Here is a 17,349-nt window from a genome sequence, read left to right as displayed (position 1 = left end):
TGGCGGCTTCACACCGCCAGCTGGTTGACTACCTCGGCGACGGAGGCGATGGCATGGATGTTGCCGATCCCCGCCCCCAGCGAGATATACCCCTCATCGGTATTCCCCTCCAGCATGCCCAGCCGCATTCCGCGCAGACCGCCCATCGCCTGGGCCAGCTCGGCCTTTGAGGCTCCGGCCCGGTCCATGGCCACCAGCTTGTCGCTCAGTTTGCCAGGCAGGGCGCGGTAGTAGTCCGGCAGCGTACGAAACAGCCGCAGATCCAGGCCGTTGGCGGCGAGAATTTTCGCTTTCACCGAGTCGGGAACGCGACTTTCGACGGTGCTGATGAATACCGAACCGGCGAAGACGCCTTCCGCGCCGAGGGCGTGAGCAGCGCGCGCTCCCCGGGCGTCGGTGATGCCCCCCGCGGCCATCACCGGAACCCGCTGAACAGCGTCAACGATCAGCGGGACGATAGTGAAGGTCCCCATTGCGGTAGCCGGCAGCGTGCCGCCTTCGTCAAAGCCGGTGGCGACGATGATGTCCGCTCCGGCCTGCTCCGCGCGACGGCTGTTCTCCGGCGTCGGGTTAATATCGCGGTAGATAATGGTGATCCCGGCGGTTTTCAGCTCATCGAACAGCGCCGGTTTTAACGAACCGTCTCCGTAGCCGGTGTAGACCACCACCTTAACGCCTTCCTCTTTGATCACCGGAAGGATCGCCGGCGTCCAGATGTCGTTTTCCGCCGTCGGGATCAGGTTGACGCCAAAGGGTTTCTCGGTCAGCTGTTTGGTTTTGCGGATCTCTTCGCGCATTTTCTCTGCCGTCGCCTCCGGCGTGGAGACGGCGGTTGCCGCCGTCAGGCCGGCGTTCGGGCCCAGCACCCCGAGACCACCGGCGTTGCCGACGGCCGCCACCAGACGAGCATCGGTCAGCCAGGAGAGCGGGCCCTGGACTACCGGTTTTTCAATACCCAAAATGCGGGCCACACGGTTAGTTTGCATGATATTTTTCCTTGTTCGTTAATGAGTTATCAATTTCTTCGCCCCAGCGATGCGGCAATGAGGGCAGTGTAGGCGCCTTTATTGTTTTAAAAAATGAGCAAAAACTTTCATCACTGTTATTAAATTGGTAATAATTGAGACAGGCGAAGAGACGGGGAACGAGCCGTTATGCAGATGAATCTGTTTGAAAATATTAAAATCTTTATTGAAATCGTCGACGCCGGCAGCTTTGCCCAGGCGGCGGAAAATTTGCAGATCCACCGGCCGGCGGTGACCAAAGCGCTGCAGCAGCTGGAGCGGGAGAGCGGTGTCAGGTTGCTGCAGCGCACCACCCGCCGCCTGTATCTCACGCCGGAAGGAGAAGAGTTTTATCGTCGCAGTAAACCGCTGCTCTCCCAGGCCGACGATCTGCTGGAGTCGTTCGCGCCGGACCGGCCGATCCGCGGCCAGCTACGCGTCGATATGCCAATCGCTTTTGCGCGGCTGCTGGTGATCCCGCATCTGGCGGATTTTTATCAGGCCCATCCGGAGGTGGAAATTGTCCTCAGTAGCTCCGATGTGCGCCGGGATATGCTGCGCGATGGGCTGGATTGTCTGCTGCGGGTGGGGGATCTGGAGGATGGCGACTATGTGGCGCGCTCGCTGGGGGAGGTGGCGTTAACCACCTGCGCGAGTCCTGCGTATCTGGCTCGCTATGGAGCGCCCGCCACGCTGGAGGAACTGCAGTCGCACCTGGCGGTGAACTGGGTAAACAGCAGCAGCCGACAGATTATGCCCTGGCGATTCCAGACCCCGGAGGGCATCAGGCAGATCGCCATCCCCGGTAAACTGGTGCTGGACAACTCAGAAGTTTTTACCGCCGCCGGGCTGGCAGGGCTGGGCATGCTGCAGGGAATGCGATTCTTTCTACAACCCTATATCGACAGTGGGGAGCTGGTAGAAATTCTGCCGGACTTCCCGGCGCCGCGTCGGCCACTGTCGCTGCTCTATCCGCACCGGCATCTCTCGCATAAGGTGCGGGTTTTTGCCGAGTGGCTGCAGGGGCTGGTGGCGACGCTGGATCGACCGGTGTCGCCTTGACTCTGCTGGCTGAGCGTTTATATATAAAATGTGAATGCTATTAAGGCAATAAATCACAAGGCTGGATAATGACTCAACCTGTAAGGGAATGCTGATGAAACTCTGGAATAAAACACTGCTTGCTTCCGCCCTGTGCCTGACCCTGTTTGGCTGCGACGATGCGTCGAAAGTGGATAACAAACTGGATAAGGCCAAAGATAATGCGGAGCAGATGAAGGATGCCGCGGCGGACAAAGCCCAGGCGATTAAGCAGGATGCGGATAAGCAAATTGATACGCTGAAAAGCCAGGCCGACGCCGAGGCCGATCGTCTGAAGGATCAGGCCAGCGCCATCAAGGCGGAGGCGGACAAGAAAGCGGATGCCATCGCCCAGCAGGCGAAAGCCCAGGCCGATGCGGTGAAGCAGAACGCAAAGCAGGAAAGTGACCGCATAGTCAAAGAGGCGGGTCAGATTAAAGACAACGCCATCGGTGATGCCAATCAGCTTTCGGCGGAAGCGGCGAGCAAAACCAAAGCCATTCAGGACAGTATTGCGAAGGATAAACAGAACACCACGCCACCGCCCGCCCAGCAGTAACTCGCGGTGTTTGCCGGGCCGTCGCCCGGAAATATAGGGAGCGGAGCCTGATAGATTGCCCGGCGGCGCTGCGCTTGCGCGGGCCTACGCAGGGGGCGGGTTGGCTGCGCAATGACCGGGCATCACCCTTTTGTAGGCCGGGCAAGGCGACGCCGCCCGGCATATGGACCGCAATAACATCCTGCTGAGGGGTATCTTACGATACCCCTTTTTTATGCCCGCCGCGGGTTCAACGGTTTGGCAGCAGGGTGCCTTTCAGGCCGTGTGGCTCGGAGCGCAGATATTGCGAAGGAACGCGAACCTGGGCGCCGAGGCTGGCGGCAGCGTGCCATGGCCAGTGCGGATCGTAGAGCACGGCGCGGGCGAGGGCGATCAGGTCGGCATCGCCATTCTCCAGCGCCGCTTCCGCCTGCTGCGGGTCGGTGATCAGCCCTACGCCAATCACCGGGATGGCTACCTGCTCGCGAATGTCGCGGGCGAAAGGCAACTGGTAGCCCGGCCCGACGGTGATGGCCTGCAGCGGCGACAAACCGCCGCTGGAGACATGGATATAGTCGCTGCCCAGCGCTTCCAGCTGCTGGCTGAACTGAATGGACTGCTCGCCGTCCCAACCACCTTCAACCCAGTCGGTAGCCGACAACCTGATGCCCATCGCCATGGCGTTGCCCACCGCCTCGCGGATTGCCTTAAACACTTCCAGCGGATAGCGCATTCGGTTTTCCAGCGAACCGCCATACTCGTCACGGCGCTGATTGCTGAGCGGTGAAAGAAACTGGTGCAGCAGATAGCCGTGAGCGGCGTGCAGCTCAATCAGCTCAAAGCCCAGGCGTTGGGCGCGCAACGCGCTGGCGACAAAGGCCGCTTTGATGCGTGCCAGATCGGCATGGCTCAGCTCGGCCGGGGCGCGGTCGCCGTCGTGAAACGCCACCGCGGAGGGGGCGACGGTCTGCCAGCCGCCCTGGTTGAGCGCCAGCTGATGGCCACCCTGCCAGGGGGCTGCGCAGGAGGCCTTGCGCCCGGCATGCCCCAGCTGGATCCCCAGACGGATCGGTGACCAGGCCCGGATATCCTCCACCACGGCACGCAGGGCGTTTTCGGTTTCATCATCCCACAGCCCCAGATCCCCAGGCGAGATACGTCCCGCCGGCTCTACTGCCGTGGCTTCCAGAATTAACAGGCCGGCGCCGGAGAACGCCAGCTGCCCGAGGTGGATCCGGTGCCAGGAGGTTGCCTTCCCCTCGTTGGCAGAATACTGACACATGGGGGCGATAACGATACGGTTATCCAGCGTCAACTGACCAATACGCGTCGCGCTAAAAAGATGACTCATGAGTACCTCGTAAATGTTAGACGTGGTCTTGCACGGGGGCGAACAGCCACTGTTTATAGCACGCCTGCTGGCCCCCCTTTATTCGGATATTGCGTTTAAACGTCCTGCTATTCGATAAACCAGAGACGACGCCGCCGGCCAGTTGCCTGCTGGGAGACCGCGCGGGCCATTGCGCTGCCAATCTCGGCGCTGGCCGTCAGCCCCTGGACAAAGGGGCGATCGTGCATCAGCCAGGGAAGAGCGCCGAAGGCGACCCGGCCGCGCACGGCCTCCGGCGCCTGCAGCGTGTAGTCATCGCCAACGTCAGGAATAGCGTCGCCGCAGGCCAGCAGCTGCTGGCGCAGTGAAGGAAAGGGCAGATCCCGGGTTTTCAATGCTTTCTGTCCGCGGGCATCGATAAAGACATCGAATTCACAGCGCTGCTGATGATGGACAATCAGCGTCCGGTCAGACTCGCGCTGCAGCTCGTAATCCTCACCCAGCGCCACAATTCGCAGAATGCCCGCCTGATGCAGGGCCAGCAACCGGCGAATGGACTCCGGCGGGATCGCAGCGTAGTTATCAATAAACACGCGGGCGAGCCCCTGGCGGAAGCGACGGCTGTCCTCGTCGTTGAGCTGCGGCACCACGGTTTCAATCGCCTCGTGCAGGCGGAGAATGGCATAGCGCCAGGGCACCGTGTGGCGCTCGCGCTTATTGCGCTCCACCTCCTGCAGATTGTGCTGCGCCCACTGGAAGGGGTCATGGGTGAGACGGTCGGCAAACCAGGCGTCGGCGATGCTGTCAGGCGTCAGCTGGCGCAGCCCCGTCGCCTCGCACCAGGCCGGGGCGGCATATTCCAGCTCATGGACGATCAGCTGGAACACCCGATCCAGCAGGCCGTCGCAGCCCTCAGCGACGGCCGCCTCAAGGGCTGCAGGGGTGGCTATCTCCAGCGGCTCCCACGGGATCGGGCAGTAAAAATCGGCCTCCGGCAGCACGCCGTTGCGTGACATCAGCGTGATCTCCAGCGCGTCGCTGCCGGGATGCAGGGAAAAATGAGTGGTTTTGTCGTGCTCAGTATGGAAAACGCCGTGGCGGGCCACCACCGCCACGGCGGCATCAATCGCGCTTAAGGAGGTCCCGAGGATCCCGACCCGACAGGGGGCGATGCGGGCATCCATCAGGCCGGTCCACGGACTGGGGAAATACTGCCGGCTGGCGCGTTCTTCTTCAGGCCACAAATGGCCGGTGGCAATCACCACCAGATCGACGATTACCGGCTGTGCCGCGCCGTCGGTGTGAATGGCGATCCCGACGGGCTGCACCGCAATATCCGTGACCTCGCAGGACTCGCAGACGTTCACCACGAAGCCGGCGTCTCTGGCCAGTTGCACAAGATACAGAAAGCGATCGCGGTAGTACTCGCCGAGGATCACCCGCGGCAGAAACTGGCGCTCATGCAGTGCCTGCCGTTCAAGACCGCGCGCCGCCAGCCAGTCGTCGCTCTGCTGCTGCAGCCATTGCAGATAGGTCAGGTCAATAGGGGGGATCTCAATGCTGGCAATATTGGCCAGCATCTGCGCCGCGGTATTATCGTCGCTATAGGGCATACCCACCCCGGCCTGCGCCTCTTTTTCAAACAGCGCGATCGATAGCGGCTCACCACGCTTCACCAGTTCATACAAGGTGTAAATCCCCGTCGGCCCGGCGCCGACGATGGCGATTCTCTTCATGATTCTCTCCCTTCCTGTGGGTGGATGCGGCATCTGGGGCAGTGCACTGAAGCCAGCCTGTCCTTAATTCTGGTCGAAAATTAGCGAACCGGTGGGCCGTCGCACGCAATTTGAAACAAATTAGCGTGCTAATAAACTTGCCGGCGGCTGGAAAAGGGGTGTAATTAACAAAAGAGCAACTTTCTATACAAACAATTTACACAAGCGGTGGCACCAGCCTGCTCTGCCGGACGCCGCGCAAGCTCCCGGCAACGCCGTCGGGATAGGGATGACAAGATGCACGGCTGGACTTCACGACAGCGCAACGCGGCGATCGCCAGTTTTTTAAGCTGGACGCTCGATGCTTTCGACTTTTTCCTGTTGGTTTTTTTACTGAGCGATATCGCCCACTCGTTTCACGTCGACCTTGAAGAGGTGACCCTGGCGATTCTGCTGACCCTGGCCGTGCGGCCTGTCGGCGCGCTGATCTTCGGCCGGGCGGCGGAAAAGTTTGGCCGCAAACCGATCCTGATGCTCAACATCGTTTTCTTCTCCGCCTTTGAGCTGCTCTCCGCCGCGGCGCCGTCGTTGATGCTGTTTTTTCTGCTGCGGGTACTGTACGGCGTGGCGATGGGCGGGATCTGGGGCGTGGCTTCGTCGCTGGCGATGGAGACGATCCCTGACCGCTCGCGCGGCCTGATGTCCGGTCTGTTCCAGGCGGGGTATCCCTTCGGCTATCTGCTGGCGGCCGTGGCCTACGGGCTGTTGTTTACACAGCTCGGCTGGCGCGGGATGTTTGTCATTGGCGCCGCGCCGGTGCTGCTGTTGCCGTTTATCTATTTCTGCGTCGAGGAGTCCCCGGTCTGGCTGGCGGCACGGCAGAGTAAAGCGAGCACGGCTCTGCTGCCGGTGTTGCGTAGCCACTGGAAGCTGTGCCTGTACCTGGTGGTGCTGATGGCGGCCTTTAACTTCTTCTCCCACGGGACGCAGGATCTCTACCCGGTCTTTTTGAAAGTCCAGCACGGCTTCGAGCCTAAAACGGTCAGCATTATCGCGGTGTGCTACAACATCGCCTCGATCATCGGCGGGGTTTTCTTCGGCTCGCTGTCGGAAAAGATCGGCCGGCGCAAAGCGATTATGAGCGCCGCCCTGCTGGCGCTGCCGGTGATCCCGCTGTGGGCTTTCGCCAGCGGCTCGCTGGCGCTGGGGGCCGGGGCGTTTCTGATGCAGTTTATGGTGCAGGGCGCCTGGGGGGTGATCCCTACCTGGCTCAACGAACTGGTTCCGGCCAACACCCGGGCAGTGCTGCCCGGCTTCGTCTATCAGCTGGGTAACCTGCTGGCCTCGGTGAATGCCACCCTGCAGGCCTCCATTGCCCAGCACCACGGGCATAACTACGGCCTGGCGATGGCCCTGGTGGCCGGGACGGTGGCGATCGTCATTACCATTCTGACCTTCTTTGGCCGTGAGGGCCGGGTGGCGCAACCTGCCGGGACGGCGCCTCACCAGCCGCTCTCCACCAGCCGTTAAGTGCTGACGCCGGGCGTTGTCAGACGCCCGGCAGACAAGCTAACCGCGCAGGCGAACCGTCGCCGCCTGGCGTTTCTCCAGCGAGCAGATGCCAATCCCCAGCATAATGAACAGCGCGCTGAACAGGTGCCAGGCATGGGGCTGGGTATGCAGGAAGAGGATGCTCAACACCCCGCCGGAGAGCGGGATGATATGGGTGTAAATTTCCCCCCGCGTGGCGCCAATCGTAGCGATACCTTTATTCCAGAAAAGATAGGCCAGCCACGACGGGAAAATCACCAGATAAGCCAGACCGCTAAGGAAAAACGGCTCGCGCCAGGCGGTCCAGTCCTGCGCCGGGTGGCGCATCAGCCAGAAGGCGACGATTGGTAGCAGGAGCAGGGCGCCGAGCAGCGAGCTGACGGCGACAAAGCCATTCGCCGGGATGCGGCGGTCCTTCAGACGTAACAGCGAACAATAGAGCGCCCAGCTCAGCGCCGAACCCATCGCCCACAAATCGCCGACGGAAAAAGTATGCAGCGAGGCGGCATGCAGCGGATTCCCCTGGAATAAGAGGATCATCACGCCAAGAGTGCTGAAGACCACCCCCAGCCAGTTGCGGGCCGATACCGGGTCGCGAAAAATCAGCCGGTTAATCAGCAGCACCATGCTCGGCGTGGCGGACATATAGATGGCGGCGTTGAGGGCGGAGGTAGTTTGCAGACCGATATAGAGCGTGAGCGGGAAACTGACCTGACCGCACAGGGTGAGCACCAGCACCGCCGGGGCGTTTTCCTGCAGCAGGTGACGACTGTCGGCAATCTGCCGGCGGTAGAGCAGGCCCAGCAGCAGCGCCGTCAGCGCCCAGCGCGCTTCGGTCATCAGGATCGGATCCACGCCCTGAACCAGCACGTGACCGACAACGTAATTCCCGCCCCAGAACAGGGCGGCCAGCGTCAGTAACAGATAGGGCATAGTGATTCCTTATGTCGTTTGTCACTGTACTGGATGGTAACGTTATTATTTTTATAATATCAATAATATTTTAGTGGTTTTTGTTTGTTTCGTTTAAATTCTCTAAAAAAACAGCACGTTATTAATATTAATGAAATTTACGTTGCCGCATTGTGAGCGGTACTATACCGTATAGTCGCCATGCATTTCACAGGGATAAATTCATGCGTAATACCGACAATGGGGTCATTGGTCGTGACCAAACCGCGGTGATGGCCAGGCTGGCGCTGGATGAGTTAATTGACCAGCTTCTGCACAGTAACGCGCTGTCGCTGAAGCTGACGGCCAATCCGCAGGTCGCCGACAGAGCCTGGCATCTGACTGAGAATACCTGCATCCGCGCCTTCTCCGCTGACGACCCGCAGGCCAAAAAGCGCGCGCACCATGCGCTGTTCATCCTCTATCAGTCCTGGCTTGCCGACCCGCTCTCGCCGGCGGCTGCCAATCAGTTTCATCCACTGCTCTCCGGGATCCGAAATTACATTGAGTCTGAGTGGCTGCGGGCGGAAAGCAAACGTTTCCACCGCCAGCGACCGGTGCTCAATGCCGGCAATATCGTCGACGAACTGCGCGCTCTATGCCAGCAGCACCGGGCGTCTCATCATCCGCTGTTCGATTTCCTTGCCAGCGAGGCCTCCGCCGCGCAGATCGACTATTTCTTCAAAAGCGACAGCGCGCTGAATCTGCTTTTCTTCGATCTGGTGGCGATGGGGCTGGTGGGCTCGTTGCCGGAAACCCGCGCCGAGATTGCGCAGAATTTGTGGGATGAGATAGGTCAGGGCAGCACTGAGATCACCCACGTCAATCTGTATAAGGATTTACTGAAGCGGCGGAATATCGCCTTACCGGACAACCATTTTGCCCATCTGTACGAGTGGCAGGGGCTGGCCGGGTATAACGCCTTTATGGTCGGCGGCGTAAATCGTCAGCATTATTACAAATCGCTGGGAGTGATGGCGATGACCGAACTGCTCGACCCGCCACAGTATGAAAAACTGGTGGCGGGCTGTCGGCGGATTGGGCTTTCCGATCGCGACGTGCATTACTATGCCGAACATATCACGGTCGATATCGGCCATGCGGACGGTTGGCTGAATAATGTCATTATGCCGATTGGCAAAAAACATCTGGCGGCGATGGAGGAGGTCTACTTTGGCGCCGCGCTGCGCCTGCAAACCTGCAACGATTACTATGATGGCCTGCTGGCGGCGCTGCAGTCGCTGGACGGCAGCGCATCATCTCACAGCGTACCGCCTTCTGAGTAAATAAGCGCTTTGGCCGCGCTCCAGGCGGTCGTCCCCGGCGGGATCTCCCGGCATTCGGCGGACTCGGCCTGCTGGGCGGCGATGGCGCCATCGATGAGCATCACCATCATCATAGCGACCCGTTCGGCAGGCTCTGGTTTTAATACCAGAGTCAGGATATCGCGGAAAAACTGCCACAGGCGCGACTTGAAGCGGGAGCACTGCTCCCGGATCGCCGGCGATGACGCGCCATATTCGAATAGCGCGCGGGTGAACATGCAGCCGTGGAACGTTTCGCAGGTCAACCAGCACTGATAGTAGTCGAACACGGCGAACAGCTTCTCCCGCGCGGTGGCTTTATCCGCGGTGATCTGCGTCAGATCCTGCATAAACTCGCTCTCTTTTTGCCGGAGGATAGCCAGAATGAGCGCCTCTTTATCGGCATAGTAGCGGTAGAAGGTCATTTTGGAGATGCCGGCATGCTCAGCAATCCGCTCGATGCTGGGGGACTGATATCCTTCGCGATTAAACAGCGCGCTGGCGTGGCGGAGAATGTCCGCTTGTTTTGGCTTCATGCGTTTTCCTGTCGACTGGTTCGCTGTCACGACGGCCGGAGACACGGCCGTCCTGCGACAGCGGTGCATTATGCCGGATATTGCCGCCAGGCGGGAAAAAAGTAAATCAGCCGCACCTTAGCGGCGCCGGTGTGTCTGTATAAGGTTACAAGGATGAAGAAGAACATTGCCTTTTTTGACTTCGATGGCACGATCACCCACGAAGATACGTTTACCCCTTTTATTTATCAGTCCCTCGATGCGAAAGCCATTCGTCAGGGCAAATTGCGGCTGTTGCCGTATATTCTCGCCTGGAAAATGGGCTGGCTTTCCGCCTCTGCCATCCGGCAAAAAGTATTTCATTATGCTTTTGCCGGGAAATCGCAACCTGAGATCCTGCAGCGCGGGAACGATCATAGCCAGGTATTTATTCCCCATACACTGCGGGAGAACGCGATGCAGCGCATAGCCTGGCATCAGGCGCGAGGGGACACCGTGGTGGTGGTTTCAGCCTCGCTGGATGTCTATCTTCGACCGTGGTGCCAGCAGCATAATCTTGAGCTGCTGTGCAGCGAAGTGGAATTTCAAAACGGGGCAGCGACCGGAAAGTATCAGGGGGGAGACTGCAGCGGCCTGGCCAAAAAGGCGCGTATCCTGGCGAACTACTCCCTGGCCGATTACGAGGAGATCTTCGCCTACGGCGATACGCCGGAAGATTTCGCCATGCTGGCGCTGGCCACCACCAAAATCTATCGCTGGGATGAGGCTCCGCCATGAGCCTGGCAGCGCCAGGCTACGCAGGTTAAGATGGCGCGCGATTGCCCGTCTCACCAGGAAGAAGAGAAGAGATGATGTTACCCCTGACCACGCCCCGGCTGCTGCTGCGCCGGTTCAGAACGGAAGATCTGCCGTCTTTCAGCCATTATCGCAACCTGCCGGAGGTGGCCCGCTTTCAGAGCTGGACCCACTACAGCATGGCAGAGGCGACAGCCTTCTATGAACAACAGCGTTCGCTGGCCTTTGCTGAGGATGAAAGCTGGTTCCAGCTTGCCGTAGCGATCCAGGCCAACGGTGCGCTGGCGGGAGATGTGGGGATCCATTTTTTCGATCGGGGCAGACAGGCCGAGCTTGGGATGACCTTTTCCCCGGCATATCAGCATCAGGGGTATGCCCGGGAAGCCATGAGGGCGGTGATAGCCTTACTCTTTGAGCAGTTAGCCCATCACCGGCTAATAGCGGTGGTAGACACTCGCAATACCGGGGCGATCAAACTTCTGGAAGGGCTGGGCTTTCGTCGCGAGGCGCATTACCGGCAGAATATCTTTTTTAAAGGCGAGTGGGGCGATGAGTATCTGTACGCGCTGCTGCGCAGCGAATATCAGTGAAGTGACGGCATGGCCGTCACTTCTGTCCGGCCGGGCGATCAGCTATGTTGGCGGATAAAGCGCGCGCGCCACGGTTTTAGCACCCACAGCGCGAGGGCAGCGGTGATAAAATCCAGACCAATGGCGCAGCTGAAAACTACATGCCAGCCGTGGGTGTACTGATAGAGCAGAGCCGCCAGCGGGCCGCCGAAGATGGACCCGATGCCCTGCGAAATATACAGCCAGCCATAGTTGCTGGCGGCATGTTCGCTGCCAAAGGTATCAGTGAGCGTCGACGGGAAGAGCGAGAAGATCTCCCCCCAGCCAAAGAACACCACCCCGGAGAGCAGGACAAACAGCAGCGGATCTTCCCGGCACGCCAGCCAGAGCGTCATCGCCACCCCCTCCAGCGCAAAGGCGATAAACATGGTTTGCTCGCGGCCGAAGCGGTCGGAAATAAAACCAAACAGCGGCCGGGTTAAGCCGTTGGTGAAGCGGTCTATCGTTAACGCCAGCGGCAGCGCCGCCATGCCAAACACCACCGCCTGGCTAATGCCGAAGTCCTCGGCGAACACCGCCATCTGCGAGGTGACCATCAGCCCGGAAGTCGACATCATCGCCATCATGGCAAACATCAGCCAGAACAGCGGCTGGCGCAGCATTTCCCGGGAGGTAAACGATCTGCTGCTCTGTGCCACCGTCTGGCTAACGGGCAGTGAGACAGCAGGCGGCGGCAGCTTCAGCCCCTGACTGGCGAGGAAGCCGACGAGGGCGAAAAGGATCCCGAAAGTTGTCAGCGTGTGTTCAAGGCCGTTAGTGGTCAGCGACAGGGAGATGGGGAAAGTGGTTATGATCGCCCCCATCCCGTAGCCCGCCGCCACCGCGCCGGCGGCAAAACCCCGCTGCCTTGGGAACCATTTAACCATCAGGCCGACAACGCCGATATAGACGATCCCGGTCCCGAGGCCGCCCATGCAGCCATAAACCAGCCACAGCGTCGCCAGGCCCTTCACCTGCGCAGAAAGCACCCAGCTCATTCCGGCCATCACCGTGCCGATAGCGATCAGCCGCCGTGGGCCAAATTTTTCCACTAACCGCCCCTGAAAGGGCGAAAAGAAGGTCTGGAGGATGATCAGCAGCGAGAAGGTGACCTGCAGCTCGGGCAGACCGACGCCCAGCCTGGCGGCCAGGGGTTTCGTCAGCAGCGTCCAGACATATTGCGGGCTGGAGATGGCGGCCATACAGATCAAGCCCAGCACCAGCTGGCGCCATTTGCCATATTTCGGGGTAACCAACGGTTCGCTGAGTGTCGTCATGTTGTTCTCCGTTTTCAGTTAACAGACTTCCGTGAAACGCATTCACCCTGGATGCCTCACGGAAAGGGGAAGATGGCGACCGCAGAGTGACGACGTGTTGTGGCCATACGGCATACGATCTTGTCCACATCGCGGTATACAAGCGCACAGCATTAAACGTGCCACCTAAAATAATCATTTATATTCAAGATATTAATGTGATGAGGTGGGATCTGAAGGGATGCGGCATGGTGAGCAAGCGGCACTGAGGCGGTGCAAATGCGTGATTGCGGTGCGCGGGGAAACACGCCGATATGCGGGAAGGCATGCTTATCTTTCCTGCACCAAAGCCATGCAATGCCCCACTTTTACTCCCCATTTTTGGGAGGCGATGCGCCGGTTGGCGGTAAATCACCGATGAAACGGCTATTTGGCTCCTGGCATGGCGCTTGCAAGAACATCGGCAGAAAGCAGCGCAACAGACAATTCAGATCACACAATAGCTGGCTAGGGTTCCGGTTCACCGCGGTGAACGTCTGGTCCGAGAGCTGGCGACCTCGGCGAGGTTACACGGCGGGATAAAAGCCCGGGAGACAGCAGCACCGTTGGGTGTCGCGCTGCTCCGTTTCTCGTGCTAACCAGAGGTCCACCATGAAAACATCGCCGCTCCTCCGCTCACTCGTCCTGTCGCTGACGCTGCTGACCAGCGTCCCGTCCTTTGCCGCCGTCAAAAAAGAGTTCAACGTCTGCTGGACCATCTACGCCGGCTGGATGCCCTGGGGCGCCATCAGCAATGAAAAGATCATTGATAAATGGGCCAGCAAATACGGCATCAAAATCAATATCGTTCAGCTCAACGATTACATCGAATCCATCAACCAGTACACCGCCGGGCAGTTTGACGGCTGCACGATGACCAACATGGACGCGTTGACGATCCCGGCGGCGGGCGGTGTCGACAGTACGGCGCTGATCACCGGCAGCTACTCCGACGGTAACGACGGGGTGGTCCTCAAAGGGGTGGATAAAAAGCTCAGCGACCTGAAAGGAATGTCGGTGTATCTCCCGGAGCTGTCGGTATCCCACTATCTGTTGGTGCGCGGCCTGGAAAAAGCCGGGCTGCAGGAAAAAGACGTCAAGGTGGTGAATACCTCCGATGCCGATATCGTCTCGGCCTTCGGCACCAGCGGCGTGCGGGCGGCGGTGGCCTGGAATCCACAGCTGTCGGTTATCAAAAAGACCCCGCAAACCAGCGAAGTGTTTAGCTCCTCGCAGGTGCCCGGCGAGCTTATCGACATGATGGTGGTGAATACCCAGACCCTGAAAGATAACCCCGCGCTGGGCAAAGCCCTGACCGGCGCCTGGTTTGAAATGATGGCCAAAATGAAGGCCGGGGATAGCCAGGCGTTGAGCGCTATGGCCGCCGACGCCGGTACCGATCTTGCCGGCTACCAGGCGCAGCTGAAAACCACCCATCTGTTCTGGACGCCTGCCGACACCCTGGCGTTTATCTCCTCGCCGGATCTGGCGAAAACCATGCAGCGAGTGGCGCAGTTCTCGTTCGATAAAGGCCTGCTGGGTGAAGGGGCGCAGAGCGCGGACTTTATCGGCATGACCTTTCCGGGAAATGTCACCCTCGGCGATGCCGCCAACCGCAAACTGCGCTTTGACGACAGCTACCTGAAGCTGGCCGCCGCGGGCCAGCTCTAATGATTGCCGCCGGGAGACCACGCCATGCGCCACATTAACCGTTATCCCCAAAAGGGGATGCGCCTGACGCTGATGCTGCTGCCTTTTGTCGTGCTGATCGCCGCCTGGTTTATGGGATCGGCGGTGCGGCTGGAAGCCAATCCGCAGGACAAGTTGCTGCCAGGCCTGTCGCAGATGGTGGCAGCCATTGACCGGATGGCGTTCACCCCGGACAAACGCAGCGGCGAGTATCTGCTGTGGGCCGATACGCTGATCAGCCTGAGCCGTCTGCTGACGGGCCTGGCCGTCTCGTCGCTGATCGGCCTCGGCATCGGCATCGCCGCCGGCGTCTTTCCGATGTACCGCGCGGCGCTGTCGCCGCTGCTGACGGTAGTGTCAATGATCCCGCCGCTGGCGATCCTGCCGGTGCTGTTTATCGTCTTTGGCCTGGATGAGCTGTCGAAAGTGATGCTGATCGTCATCGGTATTACGCCGATGCTGGCGCGCGACCTGGAGCAGCGGGCGCAGGAGATCCCGGCGGAGCTGTTTATTAAGGCGCAGACCCTCGGCGCCAATAGCTGGACCCTGGTGCTGCGGGTGGTGCTTCCCCAGCTGCTGTCGCGGCTGATCACCTCCCTGCGCCTGCTGCTGGGCTCGGCATGGCTGTTCCTCATCTCCGCCGAGGCCATCTCCGCCACCGCCGGGCTGGGGTACCGCATTTTCCTGGTGCGGCGCTATATGGCGATGGACGTGATTATTCCCTATGTCATCTGGATCACTTTGCTGGCATGGCTGATGGATCTGGCGCTGCGCCAGCTGCACAAGGCCTGTTTCCCGTGGGCGGAAGGAGGTCGGGGATGAGTTTTATCGACATCAAAAACATCTGGCAGGAGTACGGCGACCACGTGGTGCTGGAGCGCATCAATCTGCAGGTGAAAGAGGGCGAGTTTTGCTCGATGGTCGGCGCGTCCGGCTGTGGTAAATCGACCTTTCTGCGCCTGCTGCTCGGTCAGGAAAAACCGACCCGTGGTGCCATCCTGCTCGACGGCCAGCCGCTGGCGGCGGAGCCGGACCGCAGTCGTGGTGTGGTCTTCCAGCGCTATTCGGTGTTTCCGCATCTCAACGTGCTGGATAACGTCGCCATCGGTCTGGAGCTGCCGGCGTCCCCGCTGCTGGGGCGCCTGTTTGGCGGCAGAAAGCGCGAGGCCCGGCAACAGGCCCAGCGGATGCTGGAGAAAGTGGGCCTGGGACACGCCCTGGATAAATACCCGGCGCAGCTCTCGGGCGGGATGCAGCAGCGGCTGGCCATTGCCCAGGCGTTCGTGATGCAGCCGCGGGTGCTGCTGCTGGACGAGCCCTTCGGCGCGCTGGATCCCGGCATTCGCAAGGATATGCATGCGCTGCTGCTCCAGCTGTGGAGCGAAACGCGCATGACGGTGTTTATGGTCACCCACGACCTGGCGGAAGGCTTCAACCTCGGCACGAGGCTGCTGGTGTTCGACAAAGTGCGCATCGACCCGCAGGCGCCCAACGCCTGGGGAGCGCGTATTACCTACGACATCCCGCTCAATGAAGCGCGGATGGCACAGCTGGCCGCCGGTAGCGACACCAACGTTTACGCATTAAGGAGATAAATTGATGACTGAACTGCTTCACTCCACCCCCAGCCTGCGCGAAGAGCAGCTTCCCGGCGGGGCGCACACCTCGCTGATTTTGCGCAAAGGGCAGATCCTGCGCCTGACCGATATCGACGGCGGGGCGAACGTCAGCATGATGATGCTCAACCCCCATGAGAAAAGTGAGCGCCTGAACCTGCCGGATACCCTCAAGGGGCAGCATACCGCGCGTCTGACCGCCGGGCACTGTTTCTACTCCGATATGGGCCGGGTGCTCGCCGGGATCGTCGCCGACAGCTGCGGCTGGCACGATCCGTTCGGCGGGGTCCTTAACGCCGAAGAGACGCACGACAAATATGGCGCCGGACGCTACCAGGAATTACGCAATGGCTTCTACCGCAACGGCGTCGATAACCTGCTGGTGGAGATGGGGAAATGGGATCTCGGTCTGGAAGATCTGCTGATGGTGGTCAACTTCTTCAGCAAAGTCACCGTCGATGACGAGGGGCGCTTTCAGTTTGTCTCCGGCAACAGCCGCGCCGGGGATTACGTGGAACTGTATGCCCCGATGGACGTCCTGCTGGTGCTCACCGCGCTGCCGCATCCCCAGGATCCGGCCACCGAGTATGCCCCCCGTCCGGTGCAGCTGAGCTGGTATCAGGCCGACGATGAAGACGCAGCCACCCAGGCGCTCCTGACCCGCGATGAGAACCAGCGCGCGTTCCGCAATACCCAACTTTTTGCCCTGTAAGGAGGCGTTTATGACCCTTATCACCAGTAACCGACGCCCGGAAGAGGCCGTCTATCGCCATGTGATCCCCGCTGGGGAGCCGTGGCTGTTTGAGGTAAAAAAAGGGCAAACCCTGCGCCTGCTCGATCTCGAAGGCAACCAGGCGATTGATACCCTGTTTTACAACGCCGACAACCCGCGCGAGCGCTACGATGCGCAGCGCACGCTGCGCCGCCAGGGTAACGCCTACCTGACCGCCGGCAGCGTGCTCTATTCCAATCTTGGTCATCCGCTGATGACCATCGTGGCCGATACCTGCGGGCGGCACGATACCCTCGGCGGCGCCTGCGCCCAGGAGAGCAACACCGTGCGCTACGCTCTCGACAAGCGCTATATGCACAGCTGCCGGGACAATTTTCTCTGCGCCTGTCTGCACGATGGCCGTCTGCATAAGCGCGATATCGGCGCCAACATTAACTTCTTTATGAACGTGCCGGTGACGCCGGAGGGGGGTCTGACCTTCGAGGATGGCATCTCGGCGGCGGGAAAATACGTGGAACTGCGCGCGGAGTGTAACGCCATGGTGCTGATCTCCAACTGCCCGCAGCTCAACAATCCCTGCAACGGCTGGAACCCGACCCCCGCCGAGGTGCTGGTATGGAACTGA

General features: G+C 60.1%; 17 protein-coding genes and 1 riboswitch. Of the genes, 11 read left to right on the top strand and 6 right to left on the bottom strand.

Going from position 1 to position 17,349, the window contains the following annotated elements; translation table 11 throughout:
• Nucleotides 1-8: 8 nt before the first annotated feature.
• Nucleotides 9-986, bottom strand: coding sequence for an NAD(P)H-dependent flavin oxidoreductase (locus KHQ24_RS09410; RefSeq protein WP_017900276.1), 978 nt, complete (start codon nt 984-986; stop codon nt 9-11).
• A gap of 174 nt (nt 987-1,160) precedes the next feature.
• Between KHQ24_RS09410 and KHQ24_RS09405 the strand changes: the two genes are divergently transcribed.
• Both KHQ24_RS09405 and KHQ24_RS09400 read left to right on the top strand, forming a co-directional pair.
• Nucleotides 1,161-2,066: a LysR family transcriptional regulator gene (locus tag KHQ24_RS09405; RefSeq protein WP_072206860.1), complete on the top strand. Its 906-nt coding sequence runs from the start codon at nt 1,161-1,163 to the stop codon at nt 2,064-2,066.
• A gap of 88 nt (nt 2,067-2,154) precedes the next feature.
• On the top strand, nt 2,155-2,643 hold the full coding sequence (locus tag KHQ24_RS09400; RefSeq protein WP_004205841.1) for a hypothetical protein: 489 nt from the start codon (nt 2,155-2,157) through the stop codon (nt 2,641-2,643).
• Between the two features lie 229 nt (nt 2,644-2,872).
• Here KHQ24_RS09400 and KHQ24_RS09395 read toward each other — a convergent pair whose 3' ends face one another.
• Nucleotides 2,873-3,973 carry an NADH:flavin oxidoreductase/NADH oxidase gene (locus KHQ24_RS09395; RefSeq protein WP_211777243.1) on the bottom strand — a complete coding sequence of 367 codons (1,101 nt, stop codon included), beginning with the start codon at nt 3,971-3,973 and terminating at the stop codon, nt 2,873-2,875.
• A gap of 107 nt (nt 3,974-4,080) precedes the next feature.
• Complete coding sequence (locus tag KHQ24_RS09390) at nt 4,081-5,688, bottom strand: FAD-NAD(P)-binding protein (protein WP_211777242.1); 1,608 nt, start codon at nt 5,686-5,688, stop codon at nt 4,081-4,083.
• A 276-nt stretch (nt 5,689-5,964) separates the two neighbouring features.
• Between KHQ24_RS09390 and KHQ24_RS09385 the strand changes: the two genes are divergently transcribed.
• Complete coding sequence (locus tag KHQ24_RS09385) at nt 5,965-7,197, top strand: MFS transporter (protein ID WP_032456074.1); 1,233 nt, start codon at nt 5,965-5,967, stop codon at nt 7,195-7,197.
• Between the two features lie 39 nt (nt 7,198-7,236).
• Here the strand turns inward: KHQ24_RS09385 and KHQ24_RS09380 are convergent, their stop codons facing one another.
• Nucleotides 7,237-8,151, bottom strand: a complete 915-nt coding sequence (locus tag KHQ24_RS09380; protein WP_017900280.1) for a DMT family transporter — start codon at nt 8,149-8,151, stop codon at nt 7,237-7,239.
• 203 nt (nt 8,152-8,354) lie between these two features.
• Between KHQ24_RS09380 and KHQ24_RS09375 the strand changes: the two genes are divergently transcribed.
• Nucleotides 8,355-9,455, top strand: coding sequence for an iron-containing redox enzyme family protein (locus KHQ24_RS09375; protein ID WP_211777241.1), 1,101 nt, complete (start codon nt 8,355-8,357; stop codon nt 9,453-9,455).
• On the opposite strand, the gene KHQ24_RS09370 is transcribed toward KHQ24_RS09375, so the two are convergent.
• The gene (locus KHQ24_RS09370) at nt 9,431-10,009 is read right to left on the bottom strand and encodes a TetR/AcrR family transcriptional regulator (RefSeq protein ID WP_004205853.1); all 579 of its coding nucleotides are present in this window, start codon (nt 10,007-10,009) and stop codon (nt 9,431-9,433) included. The genes KHQ24_RS09375 and KHQ24_RS09370 overlap by 25 nt on opposite strands.
• A 153-nt stretch (nt 10,010-10,162) precedes the next feature.
• Between KHQ24_RS09370 and KHQ24_RS09365 the strand changes: the two genes are divergently transcribed.
• Both KHQ24_RS09365 and KHQ24_RS09360 read left to right on the top strand, forming a co-directional pair.
• Nucleotides 10,163-10,765, top strand: a complete 603-nt coding sequence (locus KHQ24_RS09365) for an HAD-IB family hydrolase (protein ID WP_017900283.1) — start codon at nt 10,163-10,165, stop codon at nt 10,763-10,765.
• A gap of 71 nt (nt 10,766-10,836) precedes the next feature.
• The gene (locus tag KHQ24_RS09360; protein ID WP_065802327.1) at nt 10,837-11,373 is read left to right on the top strand and encodes a GNAT family N-acetyltransferase; all 537 of its coding nucleotides are present in this window, start codon (nt 10,837-10,839) and stop codon (nt 11,371-11,373) included.
• A 38-nt stretch (nt 11,374-11,411) separates the two neighbouring features.
• Here the strand turns inward: KHQ24_RS09360 and oxlT are convergent, their stop codons facing one another.
• The gene (gene oxlT / locus KHQ24_RS09355; protein ID WP_064150025.1) at nt 11,412-12,668 is read right to left on the bottom strand and encodes an oxalate/formate MFS antiporter; all 1,257 of its coding nucleotides are present in this window, start codon (nt 12,666-12,668) and stop codon (nt 11,412-11,414) included.
• A 475-nt stretch (nt 12,669-13,143) separates the two neighbouring features.
• Nucleotides 13,144-13,242: riboswitch (guanidine-I (ykkC/yxkD leader) on the top strand.
• Between the two features lie 56 nt (nt 13,243-13,298).
• Here oxlT and KHQ24_RS09350 point away from each other — a divergent pair.
• From KHQ24_RS09350 to KHQ24_RS09330, 5 genes are read left to right on the top strand one after another with little or no spacing between them, the layout of a single operon-like run.
• Nucleotides 13,299-14,357, top strand: coding sequence for a putative urea ABC transporter substrate-binding protein (locus KHQ24_RS09350; protein ID WP_023318281.1), 1,059 nt, complete (start codon nt 13,299-13,301; stop codon nt 14,355-14,357).
• Between the two features lie 24 nt (nt 14,358-14,381).
• Nucleotides 14,382-15,197, top strand: coding sequence for an ABC transporter permease (locus KHQ24_RS09345; protein WP_023318280.1), 816 nt, complete (start codon nt 14,382-14,384; stop codon nt 15,195-15,197).
• Nucleotides 15,194-15,970: an ABC transporter ATP-binding protein gene (locus KHQ24_RS09340; RefSeq protein WP_004205863.1), complete on the top strand. Its 777-nt coding sequence runs from the start codon at nt 15,194-15,196 to the stop codon at nt 15,968-15,970. Before KHQ24_RS09345 ends, KHQ24_RS09340 begins: the two co-directional genes overlap by 4 nt.
• Nucleotides 15,971-15,974: 4 nt before the next feature.
• Nucleotides 15,975-16,703 (top strand): urea amidolyase associated protein UAAP1, encoded by a 729-nt coding sequence (locus tag KHQ24_RS09335; RefSeq protein WP_048294868.1) that lies wholly within the window; start codon nt 15,975-15,977, stop codon nt 16,701-16,703.
• Nucleotides 16,704-16,713: 10 nt separating this feature from the next.
• Nucleotides 16,714-17,349 carry an urea amidolyase associated protein UAAP2 gene (locus KHQ24_RS09330; RefSeq protein ID WP_017900291.1) on the top strand — a complete coding sequence of 212 codons (636 nt, stop codon included), beginning with the start codon at nt 16,714-16,716 and terminating at the stop codon, nt 17,347-17,349.

The organism is Klebsiella sp. 54, from assembly GCF_018223875.1.
Classification (GTDB): Bacteria; Pseudomonadota; Gammaproteobacteria; order Enterobacterales; family Enterobacteriaceae; genus Klebsiella; species Klebsiella quasipneumoniae.
This window is presented reverse-complemented; position numbering and strand designations above follow the sequence as displayed.

Bases quoted from the DNA above. Each gene is read 5' to 3' on its own strand.
- KHQ24_RS09340 (WP_004205863.1), top strand. From the start codon at position 15,194: ATGAGTTTTATCGACATCAAAAACATCTGGCAGGAGTACGGCGACCAC.
- KHQ24_RS09410 (WP_017900276.1), bottom strand. From the start codon at position 986: ATGCAAACTAACCGTGTGGCCCGCATTTTGGGTATTGAAAAACCGGTA.
- oxlT (WP_064150025.1), bottom strand. From the start codon at position 12,668: ATGACGACACTCAGCGAACCGTTGGTTACCCCGAAATATGGCAAATGG.
- KHQ24_RS09380 (WP_017900280.1), bottom strand. From the start codon at position 8,151: ATGCCCTATCTGTTACTGACGCTGGCCGCCCTGTTCTGGGGCGGGAAT.
- KHQ24_RS09375 (WP_211777241.1), top strand. From the start codon at position 8,355: ATGCGTAATACCGACAATGGGGTCATTGGTCGTGACCAAACCGCGGTG.
- KHQ24_RS09385 (WP_032456074.1), top strand. From the start codon at position 5,965: ATGCACGGCTGGACTTCACGACAGCGCAACGCGGCGATCGCCAGTTTT.
- KHQ24_RS09390 (WP_211777242.1), bottom strand. From the start codon at position 5,688: ATGAAGAGAATCGCCATCGTCGGCGCCGGGCCGACGGGGATTTACACC.
- KHQ24_RS09400 (WP_004205841.1), top strand. From the start codon at position 2,155: ATGCTGATGAAACTCTGGAATAAAACACTGCTTGCTTCCGCCCTGTGC.
- KHQ24_RS09405 (WP_072206860.1), top strand. From the start codon at position 1,161: ATGAATCTGTTTGAAAATATTAAAATCTTTATTGAAATCGTCGACGCC.
- KHQ24_RS09335 (WP_048294868.1), top strand. From the start codon at position 15,975: ATGACTGAACTGCTTCACTCCACCCCCAGCCTGCGCGAAGAGCAGCTT.
- KHQ24_RS09345 (WP_023318280.1), top strand. From the start codon at position 14,382: ATGCGCCACATTAACCGTTATCCCCAAAAGGGGATGCGCCTGACGCTG.
- KHQ24_RS09370 (WP_004205853.1), bottom strand. From the start codon at position 10,009: ATGAAGCCAAAACAAGCGGACATTCTCCGCCACGCCAGCGCGCTGTTT.
- KHQ24_RS09365 (WP_017900283.1), top strand. From the start codon at position 10,163: ATGAAGAAGAACATTGCCTTTTTTGACTTCGATGGCACGATCACCCAC.
- KHQ24_RS09360 (WP_065802327.1), top strand. From the start codon at position 10,837: ATGATGTTACCCCTGACCACGCCCCGGCTGCTGCTGCGCCGGTTCAGA.
- KHQ24_RS09330 (WP_017900291.1), top strand. From the start codon at position 16,714: ATGACCCTTATCACCAGTAACCGACGCCCGGAAGAGGCCGTCTATCGC.
- KHQ24_RS09350 (WP_023318281.1), top strand. From the start codon at position 13,299: ATGAAAACATCGCCGCTCCTCCGCTCACTCGTCCTGTCGCTGACGCTG.
- KHQ24_RS09395 (WP_211777243.1), bottom strand. From the start codon at position 3,973: ATGAGTCATCTTTTTAGCGCGACGCGTATTGGTCAGTTGACGCTGGAT.